This window comes from Pseudomonas sp. NPDC088368 (genome assembly GCF_044753445.1).
In the GTDB taxonomy this organism is placed as follows: Bacteria; Pseudomonadota; Gammaproteobacteria; order Pseudomonadales; family Pseudomonadaceae; genus Aquipseudomonas; species Aquipseudomonas bambusae.
Genome location: NZ_JBIVNG010000017.1, coordinates 59,717 through 84,577, shown reverse-complemented (window position 1 = coordinate 84,577; position 24,861 = coordinate 59,717). Strand labels below are relative to the sequence as shown.

20 protein-coding genes, 1 tRNA gene and 1 pseudogene are annotated in these 24,861 nt (G+C 59.5%); 6 read left to right on the top strand and 16 right to left on the bottom strand.

Annotated elements, in window-relative coordinates; genetic code table 11:
* Nucleotides 1-82 precede the first annotated feature (82 nt).
* The 4 genes and pseudogenes from ACIQAL_RS29420 to ACIQAL_RS29405 form a co-directional block, all read right to left on the bottom strand.
* Nucleotides 83-871, bottom strand: coding sequence for a MetQ/NlpA family ABC transporter substrate-binding protein (locus ACIQAL_RS29420; RefSeq protein ID WP_166595830.1), 789 nt, complete (start codon nucleotides 869-871; stop codon nucleotides 83-85).
* 258 nt (nucleotides 872-1,129) lie between these two features.
* Nucleotides 1,130-1,945 (bottom strand): annotated as a pseudogene (locus ACIQAL_RS29415) (sigma 54-interacting transcriptional regulator); the annotation flags it as partial.
* Between the two features lie 130 nt (nucleotides 1,946-2,075).
* Complete coding sequence (locus tag ACIQAL_RS29410) at nucleotides 2,076-2,657, bottom strand: alpha/beta hydrolase (RefSeq protein ID WP_341961287.1); 582 nt, start codon at nucleotides 2,655-2,657, stop codon at nucleotides 2,076-2,078.
* A 257-nt stretch (nucleotides 2,658-2,914) separates the two neighbouring features.
* Nucleotides 2,915-3,628, bottom strand: a complete 714-nt coding sequence (locus tag ACIQAL_RS29405; protein ID WP_401151751.1) for a Crp/Fnr family transcriptional regulator — start codon at nucleotides 3,626-3,628, stop codon at nucleotides 2,915-2,917.
* A gap of 104 nt (nucleotides 3,629-3,732) precedes the next feature.
* On the opposite strand from ACIQAL_RS29405, the gene ACIQAL_RS29400 reads away from it, so the two are divergent.
* On the top strand, nucleotides 3,733-4,269 hold the full coding sequence (locus tag ACIQAL_RS29400) for a DUF962 domain-containing protein (RefSeq protein WP_166595833.1): 537 nt from the start codon (nucleotides 3,733-3,735) through the stop codon (nucleotides 4,267-4,269).
* 60 nt (nucleotides 4,270-4,329) lie between these two features.
* On the opposite strand, the gene ACIQAL_RS29395 is transcribed toward ACIQAL_RS29400, so the two are convergent.
* The 4 genes from ACIQAL_RS29395 to ACIQAL_RS29380 form a co-directional block, all read right to left on the bottom strand.
* A complete protein-coding gene (locus ACIQAL_RS29395; RefSeq protein WP_341961284.1) occupies nucleotides 4,330-5,319 on the bottom strand; it encodes a sulfate ABC transporter ATP-binding protein in 990 nt (329 codons plus the stop codon).
* Nucleotides 5,320-5,322: 3 nt separating this feature from the next.
* Entirely contained in the window at nucleotides 5,323-6,195 is an 873-nt protein-coding gene (cysW, locus tag ACIQAL_RS29390; RefSeq protein ID WP_166595835.1) for a sulfate ABC transporter permease subunit CysW, read from the bottom strand.
* An 11-nt stretch (nucleotides 6,196-6,206) separates the two neighbouring features.
* Nucleotides 6,207-7,028 (bottom strand): sulfate ABC transporter permease subunit CysT, encoded by an 822-nt coding sequence (gene cysT / locus ACIQAL_RS29385; RefSeq protein WP_166595836.1) that lies wholly within the window; start codon nucleotides 7,026-7,028, stop codon nucleotides 6,207-6,209.
* Between the two features lie 225 nt (nucleotides 7,029-7,253).
* Nucleotides 7,254-8,264 (bottom strand): sulfate ABC transporter substrate-binding protein, encoded by a 1,011-nt coding sequence (locus ACIQAL_RS29380; RefSeq protein WP_166595837.1) that lies wholly within the window; start codon nucleotides 8,262-8,264, stop codon nucleotides 7,254-7,256.
* On the opposite strand from ACIQAL_RS29380, the gene ACIQAL_RS29375 reads away from it, so the two are divergent.
* On the top strand, nucleotides 8,263-8,397 hold the full coding sequence (locus ACIQAL_RS29375) for a hypothetical protein (RefSeq protein ID WP_401151747.1): 135 nt from the start codon (nucleotides 8,263-8,265) through the stop codon (nucleotides 8,395-8,397). The two genes, ACIQAL_RS29380 and ACIQAL_RS29375, sit on opposite strands and share 2 nt — an antisense overlap.
* A 16-nt stretch (nucleotides 8,398-8,413) precedes the next feature.
* On the opposite strand, the gene oscA is transcribed toward ACIQAL_RS29375, so the two are convergent.
* Together oscA and dibA are read right to left on the bottom strand one after the other, a co-directional pair.
* Complete coding sequence (gene oscA, locus ACIQAL_RS29370; RefSeq protein WP_081565193.1) at nucleotides 8,414-8,596, bottom strand: sulfur starvation response protein OscA; 183 nt, start codon at nucleotides 8,594-8,596, stop codon at nucleotides 8,414-8,416.
* Nucleotides 8,597-8,887: 291 nt separating this feature from the next.
* Complete coding sequence (gene dibA, locus ACIQAL_RS29365) at nucleotides 8,888-10,810, bottom strand: phosphodiesterase DibA (protein WP_401151743.1); 1,923 nt, start codon at nucleotides 10,808-10,810, stop codon at nucleotides 8,888-8,890.
* 177 nt (nucleotides 10,811-10,987) lie between these two features.
* Here dibA and desA point away from each other — a divergent pair, with 177 nt between their 5' ends.
* Entirely contained in the window at nucleotides 10,988-12,172 is a 1,185-nt protein-coding gene (gene desA / locus ACIQAL_RS29360; protein ID WP_401151741.1) for a delta-9 fatty acid desaturase DesA, read from the top strand.
* 140 nt (nucleotides 12,173-12,312) lie between these two features.
* Entirely contained in the window at nucleotides 12,313-13,290 is a 978-nt protein-coding gene (locus tag ACIQAL_RS29355; protein ID WP_178115725.1) for a sensor domain-containing diguanylate cyclase, read from the top strand.
* A gap of 180 nt (nucleotides 13,291-13,470) precedes the next feature.
* On the opposite strand, the gene ACIQAL_RS29350 is transcribed toward ACIQAL_RS29355, so the two are convergent.
* The 4 genes from ACIQAL_RS29350 to ACIQAL_RS29335 form a co-directional block, all read right to left on the bottom strand.
* Nucleotides 13,471-14,691: an HDOD domain-containing protein gene (locus ACIQAL_RS29350; RefSeq protein ID WP_401151738.1), complete on the bottom strand. Its 1,221-nt coding sequence runs from the start codon at nucleotides 14,689-14,691 to the stop codon at nucleotides 13,471-13,473.
* A gap of 163 nt (nucleotides 14,692-14,854) precedes the next feature.
* On the bottom strand, nucleotides 14,855-16,135 hold the full coding sequence (gene gabT / locus ACIQAL_RS29345) for a 4-aminobutyrate--2-oxoglutarate transaminase (protein WP_401151735.1): 1,281 nt from the start codon (nucleotides 16,133-16,135) through the stop codon (nucleotides 14,855-14,857).
* A gap of 231 nt (nucleotides 16,136-16,366) precedes the next feature.
* Nucleotides 16,367-17,809 (bottom strand): NADP-dependent succinate-semialdehyde dehydrogenase, encoded by a 1,443-nt coding sequence (gene gabD / locus ACIQAL_RS29340; RefSeq protein WP_166595841.1) that lies wholly within the window; start codon nucleotides 17,807-17,809, stop codon nucleotides 16,367-16,369.
* Nucleotides 17,810-18,064: 255 nt separating this feature from the next.
* Complete coding sequence (locus ACIQAL_RS29335; RefSeq protein ID WP_401151733.1) at nucleotides 18,065-20,572, bottom strand: dermonecrotic toxin domain-containing protein; 2,508 nt, start codon at nucleotides 20,570-20,572, stop codon at nucleotides 18,065-18,067.
* Between the two features lie 216 nt (nucleotides 20,573-20,788).
* Here ACIQAL_RS29335 and ACIQAL_RS29330 point away from each other — a divergent pair.
* Nucleotides 20,789-20,865 (top strand) — tRNA-Arg (locus tag ACIQAL_RS29330).
* A gap of 178 nt (nucleotides 20,866-21,043) precedes the next feature.
* Nucleotides 21,044-22,048, top strand: a complete 1,005-nt coding sequence (locus ACIQAL_RS29325; RefSeq protein ID WP_401151730.1) for a virulence RhuM family protein — start codon at nucleotides 21,044-21,046, stop codon at nucleotides 22,046-22,048.
* Between the two features lie 95 nt (nucleotides 22,049-22,143).
* Here the strand turns inward: ACIQAL_RS29325 and tagQ are convergent, their stop codons facing one another.
* Both tagQ and ACIQAL_RS29315 read right to left on the bottom strand, forming a co-directional pair.
* On the bottom strand, nucleotides 22,144-23,085 hold the full coding sequence (gene tagQ / locus ACIQAL_RS29320; protein WP_401151728.1) for a type VI secretion system-associated lipoprotein TagQ: 942 nt from the start codon (nucleotides 23,083-23,085) through the stop codon (nucleotides 22,144-22,146).
* A gap of 82 nt (nucleotides 23,086-23,167) precedes the next feature.
* Nucleotides 23,168-24,859: a formylglycine-generating enzyme family protein gene (locus ACIQAL_RS29315; protein ID WP_401151725.1), complete on the bottom strand. Its 1,692-nt coding sequence runs from the start codon at nucleotides 24,857-24,859 to the stop codon at nucleotides 23,168-23,170.
* Between the last annotated feature and the right edge of the window lie 2 nt (nucleotides 24,860-24,861).

The window sequence follows — 24,861 nt, the reverse complement described above, 5'->3', positions numbered from 1 at the left end:
TATCGACCGGACAAATTTTCGCGAATGAATTCACTCCCACAGATCATGCATCGCCGCTAAGCCCGGACAGCACTTACTTCAATCAGAACGCTGGCAATACCGCACCGTCGTACTTCTTGTTGATGAAGTCTTTGACTTCCTGGCTGGTCAGCGCCTTCGACAGCTTGTTGATCGCGTCGGTGTGGGCGTTGTCAGTACGGGTGACGAGGAAGTTCACGTAAGGCGAATCGGCACCTTCGATGATCAGCGCGTCTTTCTTCGGATTCAGTTTGGCTTCCAGCGCGTAGTTGGTGTTGATCAGGTCCAGGTCAACCTGGTCCAGAGCGCGTGGCAGCAGAGCGGATTCCAGCTCGCGGAATTTCAGTTTTTTCGGGTTGGTGGCGATGTCTTTCGGGGTCGCCAGCGCGTTGGTCGGGTCCTTCAGGGTGATCAGACCGTTCTTCTGCAGCAGGAGCAGCGCACGACCGGCGTTGCTGCCTTCGTTCGGAATGGCAACGGTGGCGCCTTCAGGCAGCTGGTCGATGGACTTCCACTTCTTGGAGTAGCCGCCGAACGGTTCAACGTGCACGCCCACGCCGGTCACCAGAGTGGCGCCTTTACCTTTGTTGAAGCCATCCAGGTAAGGCTTCGTCTGGAAGTAGTTGGCGTCCAGACGTTTTTCGTTCAGCTGCACGTTTGGCTGCACGTAGTCAGTGAACACCTTGATCTCCAGGTCCACGCCTTCTTTGGCCAGTTCAGGCTTGATCAGGTTCAGGATCTCGGCGTGGGGAACGGCCGTCGCGCCGACGACCAGTTTCTCGGCAGCCTGGGCTGCGTTGACGCCAAAGGAGAGGGCAGCCGCCAGTGCGGTGAACAACAACGTCTTTTTCATGCGATGTCCTTAAAATCCGGTCGCCTTGTGGGCAACTCTGTCGAGATAGTGCCGCGGGTACGACCCCATGGGGTGGCGGCTGATGCGGACATTACCGAGATTTTTTATTCCGAGACAATACTTTTTAAGCGAATCGTTATGCTTTTTGGTTCTCATAAGGCTTTTGGCCATCTCTCAGGATCTCCAAATGGCTCTACGTCAGCGCTCTCGCGGCCGTCGCGCTGCTCCCACAGGTGGTCGGCTCAACCGTCAGCGGGAAGGAAGGTTGAGATGTTCCGGCAAAATCTCCGCCCCGCTGCTGACCAGCAATGCAAAATGAATGACGTTCTCCAGCTCCCGTGTATTCCCCGGCCAGTAGTGCGCTTCCAGCACTTTCTGCGCGGCGTCGCTGATAAGGGGCATGTCGAAGTCGAGGCGCTGGCTATAGATCCCCAGAAAATACTCGGCCAACGGCAAAATGTTGCCCGGCTGCTCACGCAGGGATGGCAGGTCCAACCGCCCCTCGCTCAGGTAGCTATAGAGCCGCTCGTGAAACTTCCCGGCGGCAACGGCCAGTTTCAGGTCGATGCTCGTCGCCGCCACCAAACGTACGTCCACAGGGCTCGGCTGCGAGGCGCCGACCCGGGTGACTTCGTGATTTTCCAGCGCCGACAACAATTTGATCTGAATCGGTAACGGCAGGTCCGCGATCTCGTCGAGGTACAGCGTCCCGCCTGTCGCCGAACCGAACCATCCCGCCCTGCTACTCGCTGACCCGCTGTGCGCACCGGCCGCGTAGCCGAAACGCTCGGCGTCGGCGTAGGTCGGGCTGATCGCCCCGCAATTCACCGAGACGAACAACCCCGAACGATCACTGCCACGGTGGATATGCCGCGCCAACAGTTCTTTACCGGTGCCAGGTTCGCCGCGGATCAAGACCGGCAAATCCACGGGGGCAAGCTGCTCCATTTCTTCACGCAAGCGACGAGAGCGTGGGTCGAAAAACACCAGCGCCTTGGCACGGATGCTCAGGGGGCTTTTTTCAGCGTCGGGAAAAGTCAGGAGGGGTTGTTGAGGTACGTCTGATGGGCTCATGGCAGGCTCCCGCCCAAGCCATCAAAGCCTGAGCGTTAAAAAAAAGGCCGCAGCGCCCGTCGGTTCACTGCGGCGAAAAAGGTCGTGATCAGCGTGCGTTCTAACGCGATCCTCGCCACGCAACATGGCTTCATGCGCGGCGTCGTGTGAGTTGTTCGATACGGCCTTGCAGGCGATACAGGTAAGCGAAACCCTGTTCCCAGCGTTGATGGCCGGATTTCACGTTGATATGACCCGCGCCGCTCAGAATGCCGATCTCGGCACCCCAGTTGCGGGCCATTTCCATCGCACGCAAGGCGCTGACGGCGGAGTCGTTGTCGGAACTGACCACCTGTGCCGGGAACGGCAGCATGTGCTCAGGGATAGGCGCAAAGTTACGAATCGCAGGCGGGCAGTTCGGTCGCTCGACGTCCGCAGGCGCCACCAGCAAAGCGCCGCGCACTTGTCGCAAGGTTTCCAATGGCGCCAGTTGCGCCCAGTGAGCCACCGTCACACAGCCAAGGCTGTGGGCGATCAGAATCACGGGTGAACTGTCGACGGCAATTGCTCGCTGCAACTCACCGACCCAATCTTCGCGGCGAGGTTTCAGCCAGTCGGCCTGCTCCACGCGCACGCTGTTGGGCAGGCTGTTCTGCCAATGAGTTTGCCAATGGTCTTCGGCAGATCCTTGCCAGCCTGGCACGATCAAGTAACGGATCGATTCGTTATGCACGGCCTTCGCCTCCTGCACTTTTTGCGTTCATGGCGGCGAGTATAGGGAAGGGACATATATTCGAAAAAGAATAAGAAGATATTTGTTAATACCCAAATTTCATATGCCGCAAACACAGTCAATCACGCGACCAAAAAAGAGGGCCACCCCCTGCCTTAAGGAGTAGCCCTGATAATCACGCTGTCTGCCCCCAGCTCGCCGGGGATAGGGAAAGAATACGGGCGGGTTGTTACAGAATTTTTTATCTGGGGAAAAATTCAGGCGAGCAACTGCGTCAACCGATGCCGTGCTGCCCTGCGCAGTTTTTCGGCATCCAGCACGCTGATGAAATCATGATCCCGACGGATGATTCCCCGTGATGCGAAATCGGTCAGCACGCGCTCGATGACGTCCGGGGTCAGGCCCAGGCAGCGGCTGGAGGGGATGTCGTGAACGGAGACGATGCGCACGGAGCGGTCAAGTTCGCCGTAGCCTTCGCTGAGCATGAGCAGCCGGAACGCGACGCGCTCGTCGGTGGGCAGCAGGGTCATTTCATCCCGCGCAGGAACGCCCAGGCCGAGCTTGTTTCCCAGCAATTGCCGGAACAAGCGCCAGTAGCGAGGGTTGTGGTCGAGTATGTGATCAAGAGGGGCCTGCGGCATGTGCAGGAGGATGACCTGGTCTTCCGCGTAGACATCGTGCAGGCGGGGCCGCTCATCAAAGAGGGAGATTTCACCAAACCAGTACGGCCGCTTGGATGCCGTTTGGGGCGATAGCCAGTGACGTTGCTGTTTGACGTCGTTGAAGCGGACGGAGCCTGCAAGCAGCGCATACAGCCCACACGCAGGCTCGCCGCGCTTGAGGATGAGTTTGCCGGGGGTGACCCGCCGCTGCCGCATGCCGGTCAGCAGGCTATCCTGCAAGGCAGCGGGCAAATCATTGAACCAGTGGTCGTTGTCCAACCATGAGCGCCATTGCGTTCCATTCGTCACGTGAATCTCCTTTTTCTCGTAGGCGTTTTATTGCAGGCTGAGCCAACGGGCAGGCCCCGGCCCAAAAAGCAGCGGCATGATCAACGCACGCAGGAGGAATAACAATGAAAAACCTCATCGATCATCTCAGCCAGTACGCGGCTTACCACCGCGATACCCGCAACATTGCTACCCATTTCGTCGGTGTTCCGCTGATCGTCCTTGCCGTGTCTGTGCTGCTGTCGCGGCCTGGCTGGAGCAGTTGGGCGCTGGGCGAATTGTGGTTGTCGCCCGCCTTGCTGGCGACGGTCGCGGCCACGCTGTTTTACCTGCGCCTCGACAAACCGTTGGGCATCGCCCTCGGCATCGTACTGACGCTGTTCCTGTGGATCGGCGCGCACCTCGCGCAGCAAAGCACGCTGGTCTGGCTAGGCTCGGGCGTCGGGCTGTTCGTGATCGGCTGGGCGATCCAGTTCGTTGGTCATTATTACGAAGGTCGTAAACCGGCGTTCGTCGACGACGTCACAGGCCTGATCATCGGCCCGCTGTTCGTCACCGCCGAAGCGGCGTTTCTGATGGGGATGCGCAAGAAATTGCAGAACAGCATCGAGGGGAAAGTGGGGCGGACGCACAAGCGGAATTTGAAGAAGGCTGCTGCATGAGCACCGGTGGGAGCCGGCTTGCTGGCTCCCACAGGGTTTCGCGAGTGAGCGGACCGCCGATTAAATGTCGGCAACCTTCTGCCAAACCTTCGGCTTGAAGAACAACGTCTCCCCGCGCGCCAGGCCGATCAGGCTGTCGTGATCCTTCACCACTTCCGCTTCGATCAGGTCCGGCTGGCCTTCGACTTTCAGCGTCACACGCGTCGTCGCGCCCAATGGGCGAATGTCGCGAACTTCCGCTGCGTGATGCCCTTCCACTTCATGGCGCGACAGCGACACTTCGTGCGGACGGAACAGCACATGATTGTCTTCGCCCAGATGCAGACGGTTGGAGTCGCCGAGGAAGTGATACACGAAATCGCTCGCCGGGTTCTCGTACACCTCGCCCGGTGAACCGATCTGCTCGATCACGCCCTTGTTCATCACCACGATGCGGTCGGCGACTTCCATGGCCTCTTCCTGGTCGTGGGTCACGAACACCGATGTCAGGTTGATGTCTTCGTGCAGGCGCGCCAGCCAGCGGCGCAATTCCTTGCGCACTTTGGCATCGAGAGCACCGAACGGTTCGTCCAGCAGTAGCACTTTTGGCTCGACCGCCAATGCCCGCGCCAGGGCGATACGCTGACGCTGACCACCGGACAATTGCTCAGGGTAGCGATCCGACAGCCAGTCCAGTTGCACCATGTTCAACAGCTCATGAACCTTGGCGGCGATCTGGCTTTCGTTCGGGCGCTGGTTTTTCGGCTTCATGCGCAGGCCAAAGGCAACGTTGTCAAACACGGTCATGTGACGGAACAGCGCGTAGTGCTGGAACACGAACCCGACGTTGCGATCACGCACATCGTGACCGGAGACGTCTTCGCCGTGGAACACGATGCTGCCCTGATCCGGCGTTTCCAGCCCCGCGATGATGCGCAGCAGCGTGGTTTTGCCACAGCCGGACGGACCCAGCAAAGCCACCAGCTCGCCACTCTGGATGTCCAGGTTGATGCTGTTGAGGGCCTTGAAAGCGTTGAAATTCTTGCTGACGTTACGGACTTCGATCGACATGAATTATTCCTCCGCCGCGCTTTGGCGCAGACGGCTAATGCGCGCTTCGCTCCACTGCTTGAGCAGCAGGATGAACAGCGCAAGGATCAATAACAGGCTCGCCACGGCAAATGCAGCCACGTGGTTGTACTCGTTGTAGAGAATCTCGACATGCAGCGGCAGGGTGTTGGTCACGCCGCGAATGTGGCCGGACACCACCGACACCGCGCCGAACTCACCCATCGCACGGGCGGTACACAGCACCACGCCGTAGATGAGACCCCATTTGATGTTCGGCACAGTCACATGCCAGAACATCTGCCAGCCGTTGGCGCCCAGCAGGCGCGCCGCTTCTTCTTCCTGCGTGCCCTGCTCCTGCATCAGCGGGATCAGCTCGCGGGCCACGAACGGCACCGTCACGAAGATGGTCGCCAGCACGATACCCGGCAGGGCGAAGACGATCTGGATGTCGTGATCCTGAAGCCACGGCCCGAACACGCCACGGGCGCCGAACATGAGGATGTAGACCAGACCGGCAATCACCGGCGACACCGAGAACGGCAGGTCGATCAGGGTCACCAGAATCGCCTTGCCCCGGAACGAATATTTGCTCACGCACCAGGCAGCCGAGACGCCGAACACGACGTTCAACGGCACGGAAATCAGCACGGCATACACCGTGAGTTTCAACGCCGACAACGCGTCAGGCTCAAGAATCGCCGTGAAGAAGCCGCCCAGACCGTTTTTCAGCCCCTGACTGACAACAACGAACAACGGCAAAAGCAGAAAGATTGCAAAAACCAGCCAGGCAAGGCCGATCAGAATACGCCGCGACACCGCACTGCCACGACGGGCAGCGTTGGCGGAGGAAGCGGCAATGAGCGATGGACCAGACATAGTGCGCCTCCTCAGTTCGGGGTTTCGATTCGACGTTGCAGCAGGTTGATCAGCAGCAACAGGATGAATGACACCACCAGCATCAGCACGCCGATGGAGGTCGCGCCCGCGTAGTCGTACTGGTCGAGTTTGACCATGATCAGCAGCGGCAGGATTTCGGTTTTCATCGGCATGTTGCCCGCGATGAAAATCACCGAACCGTACTCGCCCACGCCGCGGGCGAACGCCAGCGCGAAGCCTGTCAGCCAGGCGGGGAGCAACGCAGGGACGAGGATGTAGCGGAACACTTGCAGCGGGCGAGCGCCGAGGCAGGCAGCGGCTTCTTCGACTTCACGGGGTATGTCGGCCAACACCGGCTGCACGGTCCGCACCACGAACGGCATCGTGACGAAGGTCAGCGCCAGGGTAATGCCGAACGGGGTGTACGCGATCTTGATGCCCAAGTCGGTAGCGAACTGGCCTACCAGACCGGCCGGCGTGTATAGGGCAGTCAGTGCGATGCCCGCAACGGCCGTGGGCAGTGCGAATGGCAGGTCGATCATCGCGTCGATGATTTTGCGGCCCGGAAAGGTGTAACGCACCAGCACCCACGCCAACAGCGTACCGATGATGCCGTTGATGATCGCTGCGTAGAACGCCGTGCCGAAGCTCAATTTCAGCGCGGCCAGCACCCGAGGCGCGGTGACGATGTTCCAGAACTGCTCGGCGGTCAGTTGCGACGCATGGATGAACATGAACGCGAGCGGTATCAGCACAATCAAGCTGAGGTACACCAAGGTGTAGCCCAGCGTCAGCCCGAAGCCGGGTATGACGGGGGATATGCGTCGAGACATAAAGGTCCTTGGTTGATACACAGAACCCGGAGCGAGTCCGGGTCTTTAATCCTGATATTGAAAAACGTCGCAAAATCTAGCAGATCACGACGAATTTTGTAGGAGCCGCCGGGGTGGCGTTCCACCTTGCTGGCGAAAGCGGTGTGTCAGTCACCAAAGCAGCATCAGACAAACCCCCTTCGCCAGCAAGCCGGCTCCCACAGTACTGCGTCCTATCCGCCAGAATTACTTCGGAATATAGATCTGGTCGAAGATGCCGCCGTCGTTGAAGAACTTAGGCTGAGCCTCTTTCCAGCCGCCGAAGTCCTTGTCGATGGTCACCAGCTCCAGTTTCGGGAACTGCTTCTCGTACTTGGCCGCGATTTCCTTGTCGCGAGGACGATAGAAGTTCTTCGCAGCGATTTCCTGACCTTCCTTGCTGTACAGGTGCTTGAGGTATTCAGTCGAGATTTCGGTGGTGCCATGTTTCTCGGCGTTCTTCTCGACGACCGCAACCGGTGGCTCGGCCAGGATCGACAGGGAAGGCACGACGATGTCGAACTTGTCGGCGCCGCCGTCTTCTTTCAGCGACAGGAAGGCTTCGTTTTCCCACGCCAGCAGGACGTCGCCCAGGCCGTTGTTGGTGAAGCTGATGGTTGCGCCGCGAGCACCGGTGTCCAGCACAGGCACGTGTTCGAACAGGGTCTTGATGTAGGCCTTGGCCTTGGTCTCGTCGCCACCGTTGGCTTTCAGGCCATAGGCGTACGCAGCCAGGAAGTTCCAGCGAGCGCCGCCAGAGGTTTTCGGGTTCGGGGTGATGACCGCGACGTCTTTCTTGATCAGGTCAGCCCAATCGTGAATGCCTTTCGGGTTGCCCTTGCGCACCAGGAACACGATGGTCGAGGTGTACGGGGTGCTGGCGTCAGGCAGTTTGGTCTGCCAGTTTTCCGGGATGGATTTGCCCAGTTTCGAGATTTCGTCGATGTCACCGGCCAACGCCAGGGTCACAACATCTGCAGGCGAACCGTCGATGACCGAGCGGCCTTGCTTGCCCGAACCACCGTGGGATTGGTTGATCTTGACCGTGTCGCCTGGGTGGGCCTTGGTCCAGTAGTTGATGAATTCAGCGTTGTAGTCCTGATACAGCTCACGCGTCGGGTCATACGACACGTTCAACAGCGTGTAGTCCTTTGCAACGGCGGAACCGGCAAACACGGCACTGGCGAGTGCGGCCAGCGCGTAACGACGAATGGACATGAATCAAGCTCCTGGAAATTGTGTGTTGTTGGCTTTTTCTAGTTTTTTGGGTCAAGCGTTGTCTGTAACAGCACGGCTTTCCGGCGGTCGCGCCCTCAACATCGCCGCCGGCAAGCCGGACTGCTACACGTAATCGGTGTTCGTGGTGCTCAACCCTGCTGCTTGCCAGGGTTCTGCAGACGGAATTTTTCCTTGCGTTCGATCTGGACCACCTGCGCGTTGTGCACGGTGATTTCAACCGCGCCGAAACGCAGGTCACGCAGAGCGCTCTGAATTTCTCGCAGAATGCTTGCTTCGTCCTGGCCGTCGACGCTACGTAGAGATGCGCTCATTATCGTGCTCCTTGAAAGAGTTGCCCGCAGCGGCGGTGGGAAGGCGGCTGCTCGTGGCGTAAGCGCGATATTAGAGAGGGAGGGTTATTCTTAAAAATACTATTTAAGAATGCAGATATAACCAAAGTGAATTTGGCTGTTTTTCAGACGCCGGATGCGCGTCTGCCTGCACGGCATCCACTGAGGGAGCGAATTCATCCGCGAATGGTCTGTACAGACAATGCAACTGCATCGCCTCTGCCATTTCGCGAATAAATCCGCTCCCACAGGCCCATGCCTGGCCGTCGGACGTCAGCTCAACGCAAACACCGGCGCATGCTGCCAATCGATCTGCGCGGCAGGCATAGGCCGCGCAAACCAGTAGCCCTGGCCCAACTCGCATTCGCTGTTCAGCAGAAAATTTGCCTGATCGGCCTGCTCGATACCTTCAGCCAACACCCGCATGCCCATGGCTTGGGCCAGCGCGATGACCGCGTGAACGATGGCGATGTCGTCTTCATCTTCCGGAAGGCCCGCGACAAACCCCTGATCGATTTTCAGCTTCTGCACCGGCATCCGCTTGAGCCGCAGCAGCGACGAATAACCCGTACCAAAATCATCGATGGAAAGCTTGAGGCCCAACTCCCGCAAGCGATGCATCTGCTCAATCGCTTGCTCGGGATCGTCCATGATCGCGCTCTCAGTCACTTCAAGCTCCAGATAACCCGGCGCCAGCCCGGTTTCATGCAGCACCTGAGCGACCCTCCGATCCAGATCGCCGCGGCCGAACAGGCGGCTGGACACGTTGACCGCCACAAACGACAGGACCACTCCGTCCTTGAGCCACTGGCGCATTTGCCGACAGGCTTCGGTCAGCACCCAGTTGTCGATCTCCGCGATCAGTCCGCTTTGTTCGGCAACGGGAATGAAGTCGCCGGGCGAGACCATCCCGCGCTGCGGATGCTGCCAACGCACCAGCGCCTCGACGCCCTCAATGCGGCGGGTGCGCAGGTTGTGGATCGGCTGATAAAACACGCGCAATTCGTTCTGCACGATCGCCTGCCGCAATTCAACGGCCAGTTCGACTCGACGCTGGGCGCGCGCCGTGAGTTCTTCGGTGTACAGGGCGTAGCGTTCACGCCCTTGGCTTTTGGCGAGAAACAGCGCGGCATCGGCGTTGCGCAACAATTGCTCGGCGCTCATCGCGTCGTGGGGAAAAATGCTAACGCCGATGCTCGCTGAAAGGAACAGCGGCTGGCCTTCAATAACGAAGGGTTCGCGCATTCCGTCGAGGATGCCTTGCGCCAGTTCGGCCGCCTGCACGGCCTGGTGTGGGTTTTCGATCAACACGGCGAATTCATCACCGCCCAATCGCGCGAGTGTCAGGCCTTTCTCCAAAAAGCTCGCCAACCGCTCCCCGACCGCCTTTAGCACTTCGTCGCCCAGGTTGTGCCCGAGGCTGTCGTTGATGTGCTGGAATTGGTCAAGATCGATCAGCAACAGCGCCAGCGTCTCTTTCTTTCGCCGGGCATGGGTGAGCGCCTGCTCGGCTCGGTCGCTGAACAACAGCCGGTTGGGCAGGCCCGTCAGGGCGTCGTAATGGGCCAGATGGACCAATTCACGTTCGGAATGCTTGATAGACGTGATGTCAGAAAACACCGCGACGTAATGCGTGATCGCCCCCTGATCATCTTTGATTGAGCGAATGCTTTGCCATTGCGGATAAATCTCGCCGCTTTTACGCCGATTCCAGATCTCGCCGCTCCACTGGCCCGCGCTGGAAATGGACTTGTACATGCGCTCGTAGAACTCGGGACCGTGCCGTCCGGACTTGAACTTCTGCGGCGTCAAGCCCAGCACCTCGTCCTGCTGATAGCCGGTGATTTCCATGAACGCCCGGTTCACATGAACGATCACGCCGCTTGCATCGGTCACCAGCACCCCTTCCAGCGTGCTGTCGAAGACCGCAGCGGCGAGACGCAGGCGTTGAATGTCCTCTTTTCGGCGTTGGCGGGCCTTGACCCCCATGAAGCTCAGCAGCCGGAATCGTGCGAAGTAGACGCACAGCGCGCTGAGCGCCAGCCAGGCATAACCGCTCATCAGTTGAGCACGGGCCAACTGAATCGAATCCTCGATCAAAAGCGGGAGCACATAGTCGGTGAACGCCAGCCAGAAAATCGACAGCAGCCCATACAACAGTGCGGTTTTGAGCGCATCTCGGGTAATCGCTGACATGAAAACCAAAAACCTTACGAAAGGACGGGATTATAGAATAAGAAACATCCTGCGACGCTTATCTAAAACACCGACTGGTTTTATCTGGTGGCTAAGTGATAATGCGCGCTGTCGTCTCAGGGTCGGTATTCACCTCCCTGCACCCCGCATGCGTTACAACCGAGGGCAACTCAGCCTATGTGGAACAACGGTCTGCTCGACCTGTCCGTCTGGCAATTGGTCGCAGTCATTCTGGCGATGACTCACGTCACCATCGTCAGCGTCACGGTTTATCTCCATCGCTACTCCGCGCACCGCTCGTTGGAACTCAACGCCGGGCTCAAGCACTTTTTCCGTTTCTGGCTGTGGCTGACCACGGCACAGAACACCCGCGAGTGGACGGCCATCCACCGCAAACACCACGCCAAATGCGAAACAGCAGATGACCCGCACAGCCCGGTCATCAAAGGCCTGTCCACGGTTCTGCGCAAAGGCGCCGAGTTGTACCGCGCCGAGGCAGAAAATCCCGAGACGCTGCGCATCTACGGCAAGAACTGCCCGGAAGACTGGATCGAGCGCAACCTGTACTCGCGCTATCCGCTTTTGGGCGTGATGATCATGGGCGCCATCGACCTTGCGCTGTTTGGCGTCATCGGCATCACCGTCTGGGCGATCCAGATGATGTGGATTCCGGTGTGGGCCGCTGGTGTGGTCAACGGCCTGGGTCATGCGGTCGGCTATCGCAATTTCGAATGCCGGGACGCCGCGACCAATCTGGTGCCGTGGGGCATCCTGATCGGCGGCGAAGAGCTGCACAACAATCACCACACCTACCCGAACTCGGCCAAGCTGTCGGTCAAGCGCTGGGAGTTCGACATGGGCTGGGCGTGGATCAAAGTGTTCTGCTGGCTGCGTCTGGCCAAGGTTCAGCGCGTGGCGCCGATTGCCCACCGGGTCGCAGGCAAGGGCCACGTGGACATGGACACCGCCATGGCCATCCTCAACAACCGGTTCCAGATCATGGCCCAGTACCGCAAGCTGGTGATCGCGCCGCTGGTCAAACAGGAACTCGCCAAAGCCGACGAGTCGGTTCGTCATCAGTTCCGTCGGGCCAAACGGCTGCTGTCTCGCGAAACCAGCCTGCTGGAAGACAAACATCAGGCGCGCATCCAGACCATGCTGGAACACAGCCAGGCGCTGAAAGTGATCTACGAAAAACGCCTCGCGTTGCAGCAGATCTGGGCGCGCACCAGCAGCAACGGCCACGACATGCTCGCCGCCATCAAAGACTGGGTCCACGAAGCGGAAGCCAGCGGCATTCAGTCCCTGCGCGACTTCGCCGACCAGCTGAAAACCTACTCGCTACGCCCTTCCCACGGCTAAGCCATTGATCGGCGCCCACCCGTCCGGGTGGGTGTTTGTCGGAACTTAGTGCCACTACGCCAATCTCATTATCACCTTCGCACTATGCTGTGTGACATGTTGTGGCTGTGCGCCGCACCTTATATTGAGATGCAGTGCTCATGGACAACCAGACGCCTTCTATAGACACCCCCGCCACAGCAGAAACTCTTCTGGCGCTGATGCACGCCCAAGCGGAAGTTGCCCGGCTGAGCGAACGTGAACAGCTGTTCAGCTCGCTGCTGGTGAGTGTCAACGCCGTACTCTGGGCATTCGACTGGCAAACCCAGCGCATGATCTACGTCAGCCCCGCCTACGAGCGCATCTTCGGTCGTTCGGCTGGCCTGCTGCTGGCCGATTACAACGAATGGCGCGACAGCATTTATCCGGATGACCTCGACTACGCCGAGCGCAGCCTGAGTGAAGTGCTGGAGAAGGGCTCTATTGAAGACCGCGAATACCGGATCATCCGAGCCGACGGCCAGGTTCGTTGGCTGAGCGACAAATGCTTCGTCAGCCATCAGGCCGAGCACGGGCAGCGTCTGGTCGTGGTGGGCATCGCGGAAGACATCACCGAGAAGAAGCAGCTTGAAGACGAGCTGCAACGCTTGGCCACCACCGACGTCCTCACTCAAAGCAGCAACCGTCGCCATTTCTTCGAATGTGCCCAGCGCGAGTTCGAACAGGCCCGTTTGCAAGGCACGCCCATGGCGTTTCTGCTGCTGGACGTGGATGACTTCAAGCTGGTCAACGACACCTACGGCCACCAAGAAGGTGACATCGTGCTCCAGCGCATTGCCGAATGCGGCCGCACGACGCTGCGTCGGGGCGACCTTTTCGGGCGTATTGGCGGGGAAGAGTTCGCGGCGGTGTTCATCGGTTGTGCACCGGACATGGCCAAGCAGATCGCCGAGCGATTACAGCGAGAAATCCAGCGGCTGAGCTTTCAGCGGGATGACAAGACGTTCGGCATCACGGCCAGCCAGGGCTTGACCAACCTGGGCAGCAACGACCAGAGCCTCGAAGCCCTCTTCGCCCGCGCGGACGCGGCGATGTATCAGGCCAAGCGTCAGGGCAAGAATCAGATTGTGTTGGTGTAGAGCTCGCTGTCGTAAAAATACCTGTGGGAGCGAATTCATTCGCGAGAGGCCGGGACAGGCGATGCATCTCCGGCGGCCGACCGATCATTCGCTAATGAATTCGCTCCCACAGTTAAGTCCTTGTCTGGCCGTGCTTCGCGGCGCGGATGCGGATGTGTGGAAGCGCCCTCTGACGGTGAATCAGGCGACGAGCTTGTTTCGCACCCGCTCCAGATCGGACGCGTTGACCTTCAACAACCGCGCCGATTTGCTCTTGGCCAGCGCCTCCAGCGGGTCTTCCTGACCGAGACGGCCCATCTGCCCCGCCAGGTTCATGGCCAGCACTTCGCGGGTGTAGACCCCGGTGGTGTATTGATACACCGCTGCGATCAGTTCGCGCAGCTCCAACGGAATACGCCAGCGCGTGCGCAGGGCCGAGCCGAACGCCGCCGCATATTGGTCCAGCGCGTGGGCAATGGTTGCATCGTCTAGCACGCCTCCGGCCTGTAGCCATTCCTGAAGGCAACGAATCACCGACAGATCACCCAACCCTCTGAGCAAGCCCGCGCAATAGCAGCGCTCGTGATCCAGATCCAACGTGCGCGCGAGAATCCGCGCATATCCTGCTGTTCGACGTGAAACGTCCCACACCTGACTGGCTTGAATGATCAGCGACGGGTCCGTCAGAATCGCGCCCCGCTTGAGCGCCAGCCCTTGAATCAAATTGGCGCTCTGAGTCGCGCCCAGCACTGTCAGTGCCTGTCCGAGGGTCTGCTGGGGTTTGCCTTGATGCTGCGAGGCGCTGTTCGCCGCGGCAATCAACACCGCGGTAACGTGAGGGTCGTCGGTCAATTCTTGTTCAAGACGTTTGAGGTCGATGCCGGCAGGCGTGCGACAGCGAGTCAGCGCTTCGCGGACATCGACGTACAACGGGCCGCCGTCCGCCAGTTCTCGACGCTTTTCCAGGAACGCATCCAGCCCGACGCCAGGCGCCAGCGCAGGCACTTCGCACGCGACCTGTGCGCCGTCCTTCAGCAACAGATTTTCCAGCCGCTGACGCAGGCTTTCGATGTTTAGCGGCTTGGTCAGATAGGCCGTCGGCGCCAATTGCACGGCTTCGCGCACGCTGGCGCTGTCGTTACGGTTGCTGAGCAGGATAAAACGCACTGGCGGCTGGCGCTTAAGGAGGCGCACGCCGCGCAGAAGGGTCAGGCCATCAACGCCCGGAAGCTCTCGGGAAGCGATCACCAGATCCGGGATGTAGCCACGCATCAGCTCCACCGCCTGCTTGCCGTCCGAGCACACATCCAGTTGCGCGTCGCAGCGCACGTCCAGAACCAGCTCATTGAGCATCTCACGTGCCCAAGGATCGCCTTCTGCAATCAAAATACGAGGAACAGCAGGTGCCTCTACAACGGTCATCATGACTCTCCGGCATCAGTCTTCGTACCTTAGTCAAAGAGCGGCGTGCGAGACAGGCTTTAAGCGACTTTTCTGACGTCAATAAACGAAAAAACCTGCCGAAGCAGGTTTTTTCTGACGAAGTGGTCACATTTTGATCAATGTGACCCTCTTCAATGACGCATCAGGCGATCTCAGCGAAGCACTCTTCGATGATCTTCAGGCCTTTGTCCAACTGCTCGTCAGGCGAGGTCAGCGGGACCAACACGCGCAGAACGTTGCCATAGGTGCCGCACGACAGCAGGATCAGACCTTTCTCGCGAGCCTTGGCCACGACGGACGCCACGGCCGCCGCGTTCGGCTTGTGGGTGTCACCGTTTTCAAAGCACTCGACCGCAATCATCGCGCCCAGAGCACGCACTTCGCCAATAACCGGGTGCTTGGCCTGGATGGCTTTCAGACCGGTGACCAGATGCTCGCCCACTGCTTTGCAGCGATCCAGCAGGTGCTCTTCTTCGAACACTTCCATCACCGCCAGCGCGGCGGCGCAGGCAATCGGGCTACCGGCGTAGGTGCCGCCCAGGCCACCTGGTGCGATGGCGTCCATGTATTCGGCCTTGCCGCAAACGCCCGCGAGCGGGAAGCCGCCAGCGATGGATTTAGCGAAGGTGGTCAGATCGGCAGTGACGCCCATCTGTTCCATGGCAAAGAAGGTGCCGGTACGGCCAGCGCCGGTCTGCACTTCGTCAGCGATCAGCAGGATGCCGTGCTTGTCGCACAGTTCGCGCAGGCGAGCCATGAACGCTTTAGGCGCGACGTAGAAACCGCCTTCGCCCTGCACTGGCTCGATGATGATTGCGGCGATGTCTTTTGGCTCGGCGTCGTTCTTGAAGATGCGCTCGATGCTGGCGATGGAGTCGTCAACGCTCACGCCATGCAGCTCGTTCGGGTACAGCGCACGGAAGATGCCGCCTGGCATCAGGCCCATGCCGGCCGAGTACGGCACGACTTTACCGGTCAGACCCAAGGTCATCATGGTGCGGCCGTGGTAAGCGCCAGTGAACGCGATCACGCCAGCCCGGCCAGTGGCAGCGCGGGCAATCTTGACGGCGTTCTCTACGGCTTCGGAGCCGGTGGTGACCAGCAGGGTTTTCTTGTCAAAATTGCCTGGGACCTTGGCGTTGATTTTTTCGCACAGCTCAACGTAGGGCTCGTACGCCAATACCTGGAAGCAAGTGTGGGTCAGCTTGGTCAGTTGCTCTTGAACGGCAGCGACGATTTTCGGGTGCAGGTGACCGGTGTTCAGTACAGCGATACCGCCGGCGAAGTCGATGAACTCACGACCTTCAACGTCGGTAACGGTAGCGTTCTTCGCGGATTCGGCGAAGATCGGGTGAATTTGACCAACGCCACGCGGGACAGCGGCTTCACGGCGTTTCATCAAGGATGCGTTTGTTTTGCTCATGGTTTCCTCATTCACCGCTCATCGGGCGGCGTGGTTCAAGGATCAGGCGGCGGGGGTCAACAGCGGCAGCATACGATGATCGACTGCCGCGGCCTCCCGGCCAGCGAATGGTTTTGGTGCTGCTAATACCCGCACAACGTCGCTCTCGCGCTGCGCGGGTTGAATCTTCTACCGCTATTTGAAGCGTCGCGTGCGACGGTCAGGCAAGCAGCCTCACCGAGCGCAGCAGCTTTAAACAGAGAGGCAGAGGTATTTGATTTCCAAATAGTCTTCGATGCCGTACTTGGAGCCTTCACGACCCAGACCCGAGGCCTTCACACCGCCAAATGGCGCGACTTCATTGGAAATCAGGCCGGTGTTGATGCCGACCATGCCGTATTCAAGCGCCTCGGCCACGCGGAACACGCGGCTCATGTTCTGGGCGTAGAAGTACGACGCCAGGCCGAACTCGGTGTCGTTGGCCATGGCGATCACTTCCGCTTCGTCTTTGAAGCGGAACAGTGGCGCCAATGGGCCGAAGGTTTCTTCCTTGGCCACAGCTGCGTCTTTGGACACGTTGACCAGAATAGTCGGTTCGAAGAAGTTGCCTTCCAGGCTGTTGCCACCGCTTAGCACTTTCGCGCCTTTGCCCAGCGCATCAGCGATGTGCTCCTTGACCTTGGCAACCGCTTTTTCGTCGATCAACGGGCCAGTGGTGGTGCCCTCAGCCAGGCCGTCGCCGACTTTCAGCTTGGCGACTGCCGCCTGCAGTTTCTCGGCGAACGCGTCGTAGACCGAGTCCTGCACATAGATGCGGTTGGCGCAGACGCAGGTCTGACCGTTGTTGCGGTATTTGGAGATGATCGCGCCTTCGACGGCCTTATCCAGGTCCGCGTCGTCGAACACGATGAACGGCGCGTTGCCGCCCAGTTCCAGCGAGACTTTCTTGATGTCGTGGGCGCATTCGGCCATCAGCTGACGACCGATTTCGGTCGAGCCGGTGAACGACAGTTTGCGCACGATCGGGTTGCTGGTCAGCTCGGAACCGATGTCGCCCGCGCTGCCGGTCACGACGCTGAACACGCCAGCAGGAATGCCCGCTCGCTCGGCCAGTTCAGCCAGCGCCAGTGCGGAGTAAGGCGTTTGCGAAGCAGGCTTCAAGACCATGGTGCAACCGGCGGCCAGCGCAGGGCCGGCTTTACGGGTGATCATCGCGGCCGGGAAGTTCCACGGAGTGATCGCAGCAGTCACGCCGATAGGTTGTTTCAGCACGATCAGGCGTTTGTCCGGCTGGTGGCCTGGAATCACGTCGCCGTAGATACGCTTGGCTTCTTCAGAGAACCACTCGATGAAGGACGCGGCGTAGGCGATTTCGCCCTTGGCTTCGGCCAGCGGCTTGCCTTGCTCCAGGGTCATCAGGCGACCGAGGTCGTCCTGGTTTTCGATCATCAGTTCGAACCAGCGACGCAGCTTGGCGCCACGCTCTTTGGCGGTCAGTGCACGCCAGGCGGGCAGGGCCTTGTCGGCGGCTTCGATGGCACGGCGGGTTTCGGCAGCGCCCATTTTCGGCACGGTGCCGAGAATCTCGTTGTTCGACGGATTGTTGACCTTGATGGTCTGGCCGCTGTCGGCATCGGCCCAGGCGCCATTGATGTAAGCCTGCTGGCGGAACAACTTCGAATCTTTGAGCTGCATGTCGGCCTCCTAAACAGCACCGCGCAAGGCGGAGCGAATTATTGATTGTTCAAAGGCGCCTCTGCCGAGGCTGCCGTCAGGAAAACATTCGCCGGGCCCCGCACGCACGGATCGCGAAAAGCGCGGGTGACCGAACGGGAGCGTTTGAAATCTCAAACGAATCCTAGGTTCAAGAACAACAAAGGACAATAGGGTGTTCGAAAAAAAGAACAAACGCGCCCGATTTACGAAACGTTCCGGATCAGCGGGTCCTCATCAAGGCCACTGGGCAGCGGGAAAGAACCGCTCGACCAACGATGCATGCCGCACGCGGTTGACATACGCCACACGGTCGAAGGGTTCCCCCGTACGCAAGTCATAGACACTGCCTACATCCGGTTTGTCCACTTCACGCAGCCTTACCCTGACGAAGTGGTAATGGTCGCCCCGTACTTCCCGCACAGATTCGATGCGCAGATAGCGACCGGGGGTGAACACGACCTCTGCCTCGGCGGTGGTCAGCGACATCGGCCCGATGGGAACGCCACTGTTCAGGCCCTTGCCAATCAACTCGTACACCACCGAGGTGTCGTCGAATACGTTTATCCGGTCCAACCCTTTTACCTGTTTCGGTGCTACAAAATCGCGTAACGCGTAGGGGTTTTCCGTGAACGACGTAATGTCCGTGGTCACCAGCACGTCGCCGACGTTCAGCTCCCCATTCCGAAATTGCCCGCCGCCGGTCGCTCGCGCACCACTGCCCCCACGCCATAAGCGCACGGCTTCGCTACGAGGTAATTGCTCAAGCGAATCGAACAGGTCATTCAGATAAGCCACCATATCACTGTCAATTTCTACACCGTGGCGGAACACGCCGTTGGCCTGCGTCAGCTCATCGGTGTACGTAGCGACCAGGTCATTGTTGAAATATTCCTCATCGACCCAGGTGTAAAACGGCTTGCCGTCTTTGAGCAGATAACGGAATTGCCGTGGGTTTTCCAACAACGGGTTGCTGAGAGAAGGGCTGGGCAGCGCAACGGTGGATAACGTTTCACGCTGACGTTCGAGCAACGCCTGCGACATCTCCCAGTGCGATTCGTAGTTGGGGTGCATGTAGGTGTCCCAGAATCCGGACGCTACGGTCTCCAATTGACCGGACGGCACCTGTTCAGGCTGGACGACCTCAAGTGGCGTCCACATGAAATCCGTCACCACTTTCACCCGACACGTCGGTAGGAAGGCGTACGGATCGTTGTCATCCACCGCCAACCAGCCATCGGCCTCGGGGCTGTGCCGAACCCTGAGCGAGAGGTCGTTCATCTCGATCCAGGTCGAGCCGTCGTCATCGACGCTCACGCCATTGAGCACGCCAGACGCGGCCAAAGGCTCCGGCACGATGCGATTACCGTCCAGGCTCTCCAGCTCGTCGTTCAGCCGGTCAGTGGGCTCCAGAGTCCGAGTGGCCATCAGTCGCTCATGGGGTGGGGCCTGGAAATGCAGCGCCTTGACGCCCAGCCCGACATCGATGATCGAGAACACCGCAGCGACCGTGTCCGCTACGGCCGAAATGACCGCCTGCGTGCGCTCGACCACAGAACGCGCGCGCACAGCCGCGTCGATATCCAGCGATAGACGCGCGACGCCTACACCGAGCACCACCAGCCCCAACGGCCACGCCAGCGCTCCAAAGCCACCAAAGACCCCAAGAAAAGCACCGAGGTAGCCGCGCCAGAGTGTCTTGCGCAGATCCGCATTGCTGACAGCTTGCGTGTGGCTGACTGCAAGATCGGCCTTGGCCCAATCCCGCATTTCGGCGAACAGATCGCGGGTCACCCACCGACCTACCCCGAATGGCCAGGCAGGAGCTTCCACAGGGCCGAAGCGTTTCAACAGATCATCCATGGCCTTCTGATGCGCCTCAGCACCTGACTGCTGATTCGCCCGGAACAGTGCGCTGAATGCCTCTGGCGAACGAAGCTGACGATTGAGCCAATGCACCAGATCCCCGTGATTGGAAAACGCGCGCGGAAGCCATTCAGTGCCGGGGCAATACAGCACCGTCCGCCCGTCGTCGGCGCGCAACGTGATCAGATGCCCCCCACCCGTCACGAGGTAATGCCGGATGTGGTAAGCATGGTCAGTCGTCTTGGCTTCAAGCTTGCTCAGGGTCACGCCGCCTTGTCCTAACCCCAACCACGAACGCAGACGCTGGCGGTCGGAAGACGTCAACGCGCCCGACTTCAAGGCCTCATCAATGTTCGCAATGAGCCGCACCTTCGCCAACAGCGCGAAATCATCGCCATGTTCACGCCAGAATCGCTCAGTACGTTGCGCAAGGAGTGACGCAAAATCCATCGCCCACAAATCGCCCATCACTTTGCCCGCGTCGAGCTGCACCTCATTGCGCTGACCGTATTCACGGGCGCCGCTGCCACGGGTATAAAAGCCGCCATACACCGGCAACACGTCGGGCGCGACCTGGAATCCGTCGTTGAAACGGTGAATGAGCAGCTGCGTGAACGTCATCGACTGGGTCGGCGCCTCGCTGTGACGCCAACCGGTAAACGTCGGCGCGCTGACTGCGTCGTCGAACACGTTCCACCACACCCGATCCGGGTCCAGCGGCTTGCCGGTGTGTTTGAGCAGGTACTCACCCGCCGTCTTGCGCGCCAGCTTATAAAGGTCCGGCCACGCCTCCAAATAAGCACGTGCCTTCGCCATCACAGCCCGCGCATCCGCCATCGAATGCAGACTGCGCTCAAAGTGTTCGAGGTCGATCGCCATCCTGAAAGTCCTTGCTGATTGAAAGACCGTCAGGGAAGCAGCTGACGCATGAGGGGTGCGGTACATAGGTATCGCTGAAGCGAAAGGGTGATGGGGTAAACTGGCCGCGCATGACCAGAACGACGACGCCCCGAAGGTCATTTGTCAGGGCGAAACAAACGGCAAGTCAATGCAATGGACGCTTTGGACCGAGATGGGTATCATGGCGCCCGCGTTGCACCTGTAGCTCAGCTGGATAGAGTACTGCCCTCCGAAGGCAGGGGTCGTGGGTTCGAATCCCGCCAGGTGCGCCATCTTCGATCCTGAGTCATGCACAGCAGACCGGGACCCGCTTTATAAAGAAGCCCGCCGATGCGCGGGCTTTTTTGTGGGCGTCCTGTTCAGGGCGAAAGTTTAAGCTTGCGCCTTCTCTTCACGATGGCTTGATTAGCCAGAGTCGGCACTTGAGGCAAGACGCGGAGGCAATGCCCAATGACAGGTAGCGACCTGATCCTCTACAGCACGGAAGATGGCCTGGCGCAATTCTCGCTGCGCCAAATGGACGGTCAAGTCTGGTTGACGCAACTGGAAATGGCTGAGCTTTATCAGACCAGCAAGCAGAATATCGGTAAGCACATTCAAGCGGTGATTACTGATGGAGAGCTGGCTGAAGGGGCAGTTGTAAACCAGAAGTTTACAACTGCTTCAGATGGAAAAAACTACCTGACCCGCCTTTATGCCCTTCCCATGATCATCGCCGTGGGCTACCGCGTACGCTCAACGCGGGGCACGCAATTCCGGCAATGGGCCACACGCACCTTGGCCGAATACCTGCAAAAAGGTTTCGTCATGGACGACGCCCGTTTGAAAGAACCCCGTTGGGACTATTTCGACGAGTTGCTCAAGCGTATCCGCGACATTCGTGCCTCGGAGAAGCGTTTCTACCAGAAGGTTCGCGATCTGTTCACGCTGGCGGAGGACTACCGGGCGAACGAGAAGGACACCGCCTTACTTTTTGCCGAAGTACAGAACAAACTGTTTTTTGCAGTCACCGGGTCCACTGCAGCGGAACTGATTGTGCAGCGTGCCGATGCGAACGCGCCGAACATGAACCTGCTCAGTTTCAAAGGAGATCGGGTACGTAAAGCCGATGTGGTCGTCGCCAAGAACTACCTGAATAGCGACGAGCTCGATCAGCTCAACCGCCTGGTCGGTATGTTTCTGGATTTCGCCGAGCTGCGGGCCGAACAGCGCCAACATTTGCAGCTGGCTGATTGGCAGCGATACATCGACAGTTTCATGGCCTTCAACGAGCAGCCACTGCTTAAGTCGGCTGGCAGCATCAGTCACGATCATATGAAGAAGGTGGCCCAAGAGCGCTATGCGACGTTTGATCAACAGCGTCGAAGCGCAGAGGCGCAAGCCGCCGATGACGTTGAATTGGCGGCACTCACTCGACTGGAAAAGCGTCTGAGCCGCGCTCAAAGAAAGCGGTGACTCATTAAGCCTGCGGCACTTGGCCCCTTTATAAAAAACCGGCCCCACTCTCTGAGCAGGGCCGGTTTTTTGTCACTCAACTCAACCCAAACTAATCAAACATTCGGGCAAGGCACCGGTGCCCAGTCGCCGAGGTCCGGGTTTTTGCACATGGCGTTGACTTGGGACTGGCCGGTCGCGGCGACCTGCTGGCCTGCGGCCTGTTTGGTTTTCGCGTCCTGAATGGTCTTCTCGGTGGCGACTGCTTCTTGAGGTACGGTTGGCAGTTTTTTCTTCGCCGGTGCTTTCTTTTTACTGGTTGTAGGGGTGGCAGGGGTGGTGTCTGCGGCGGCGACGGTGGCCACGTCGGCGCGTTGAACGCCTACGGTTTGCAGGTCTTTTTCGTACGCTTGGGTGTAGTTGTCGAGGTTTTCACCGGTGCGGCCGTTTACGGCGGTGATCAGGTCGTTGGATTCCTTCAGACCTGCGACGATTTCGGCCAGACGCTTGCGGCCCTCGGTGTCGTTCAGGGTCTTGGCTTTGCGCGCCGAGAGGAGTTTGGTGAACTCGCCCTGATAGCACGATTGCGACGCTTTGGCGTAACCGACGCTGCGGTCGATGTCGGCGGCGCTCTTGTCGATATCGGTGGCGTAGGAGCCAATGCGCTGGTTGTCGTCGGTGATCTGTTTTTGTTTCTCGGTGTAATAGCCAGCCGCGCCACCTACCAAAGCACCACCGGCTACGCCAATGGCGACATTGCGCGCGCGGTCTTGGGAGTTGCCGACCAAGGCCCCGGCCAATGCCCCGCCCAGCGCACCCACAGCAGCCCCGCCGATCACGGATTTGCTCACATCAGAGTCAGTTTGACGCAAGTGCTGCACCGGCTCGTAGCACGTCGGGTAGTACTCGACCTTGGTGCTGGCGCCGACCTTGGACACAGGCGAGTTGGCGCATCCCGCCATCAGTACGAAGCCAAATCCTGCGGCGACCAACAACAGCCCACGGCATTTGGAGTTCGAAACCACAGTGTTAACAGCAGGGTTACGGGATAACTGCATGGTGATGCTCTCTTTTTTGGTTTTACAACGCCGGAGGCGAATGACCGTCCGGACTCCCTTTAAGCTCGCTGGACAACGACCGTCATGGTTGAGCGGTCGAAGCGAGCAATTCCTTCAGAATCGCCTGTGGGTCCGCGCGGTTTTGCTGGCGGTAGTTGCTCACATGGCGAACGAATAACGTGGCGCGGGCGACCAGGCTCTTGCCCAGCACCGGTTTGCGATTGAGTTCTTCCTTGACCCGCTGGAACTGCGCCTGAATCACCGCGTCGGTGTAGCGCGTGCCGGTGGCAAGGTTGTCGATGTAGATGGCGACGGCCCCGTCCAGCGCACTGCTGCCGTTTTCGATGGCCACGGCGAACAGCTTGGCGCTGGCTTCATCCTTGGCGTCGGCGGCCTGTTTTTGGCTTTTGCGCAGGTTGGTGAGGCGAATGTTGTAGTTGTTGATGGTTTCAGCGACGAGGGCCGAGGACTGGATCAGGTTGCCCGCGGCTTCTTCGCGTTGTTGGGCGATGAGTGAGACGTTGCGCTTGAGCTCTTCGTTGACCAGCCCCAGTTCGGCTTGCAGGCGAGGGTCGGTGCTGGCGGCGATGATGGTGTCGAGGCGCTTGGTCGGGTCTTGGGCGTCGTCGATGGCGTCGGTCAACGAGGCCAGTCGTCCTTCTTTCTGCCATTGCTCGAACAGCTCTTTATAGCGGGAGCGCGGGGCAGACAGCGCCCCAATGGCGACTCGGAACCCGGTGGTTTCGTTGCTTTGCTCGGTGCCGTCGGCGGCGAACAGCGGGTACTCGCGACGCATGCCCGTGAACAGCGTGCCCTCGCCTTCCAGGTAATTGCCGCCTTTGGCCACGAAGCCGCCGTACGCCCCTTGGCGCCGTCCTGCGTGTACGAGCTGGAATGACTCTTGAACCATTTCCGCAGCGTTGCCGATCACGTCGAACAAGCCGATGGGGTTGGGCAACCTGGTCCCGATGGGCATGAGGCGTGCGGCCTGTCCGGTGCCGCCCGCGACCTGGTTGAAGACTGCCCAGTCGCCCAGCGGGCCGTCCGTTTCGCTGCCTTCGACACGGCGCGGAAATAACCGGCCTTCAAGCTCCTGACGGCTGACGGCCTGACCGCCACGGGCGGCGTACTCCCACTCGACCTCCGTCGGCAGGCGCACGAAACCTACGCCGCCGTCGTCTTCGGTTTTTCCGCGTCCGCTGACGGGCAGCAGATCGCGGTGATATTTCATCAGCCAGGCGCTGTAGACCGCCGAAAAACGCTCGGCTTCGAAGCGCGACAGCTTGACCTTGGGCAAGCGACCCGCCATGCCTTCCGGCGCCTCGCAGGCGGGGGCCGGTTCTCCACTGGCCAAAGACTGAGCCTGTGACATCACTTGAGCATATTGCCGAGCCGTGACTTCGTACTTACCGATGAAATACAGCATCGGCTTAAGCGGCGTGGCAGCGTCGGTCTTCGGCAACTGCGGGCTGATGGTCTTGCGCCAGTCGCCGGGCAGGTCGTTGAGGGTGAACTGGCCGTTGATGAAGTCACGCCGGTAACCGGAGATGAACGACTGTTTGTACCCCGCCTCGCCCTCGCTGAACGGGTAGCCGAGGCTGACTTCGCGATCGTCCAGCGTGCCTTGAGCCAGGACGTAGACGTAGCGGAACACCATCTCGCCATCGCACGGCAACGGCAGCACCACATCGTCGGCCAAGGGTTTGGGGTTATCCAGCGTGTTTTCGTCGGCAGCCAGCAGTCCCGAAGACAGGCCGAGACACGCACATATCATTG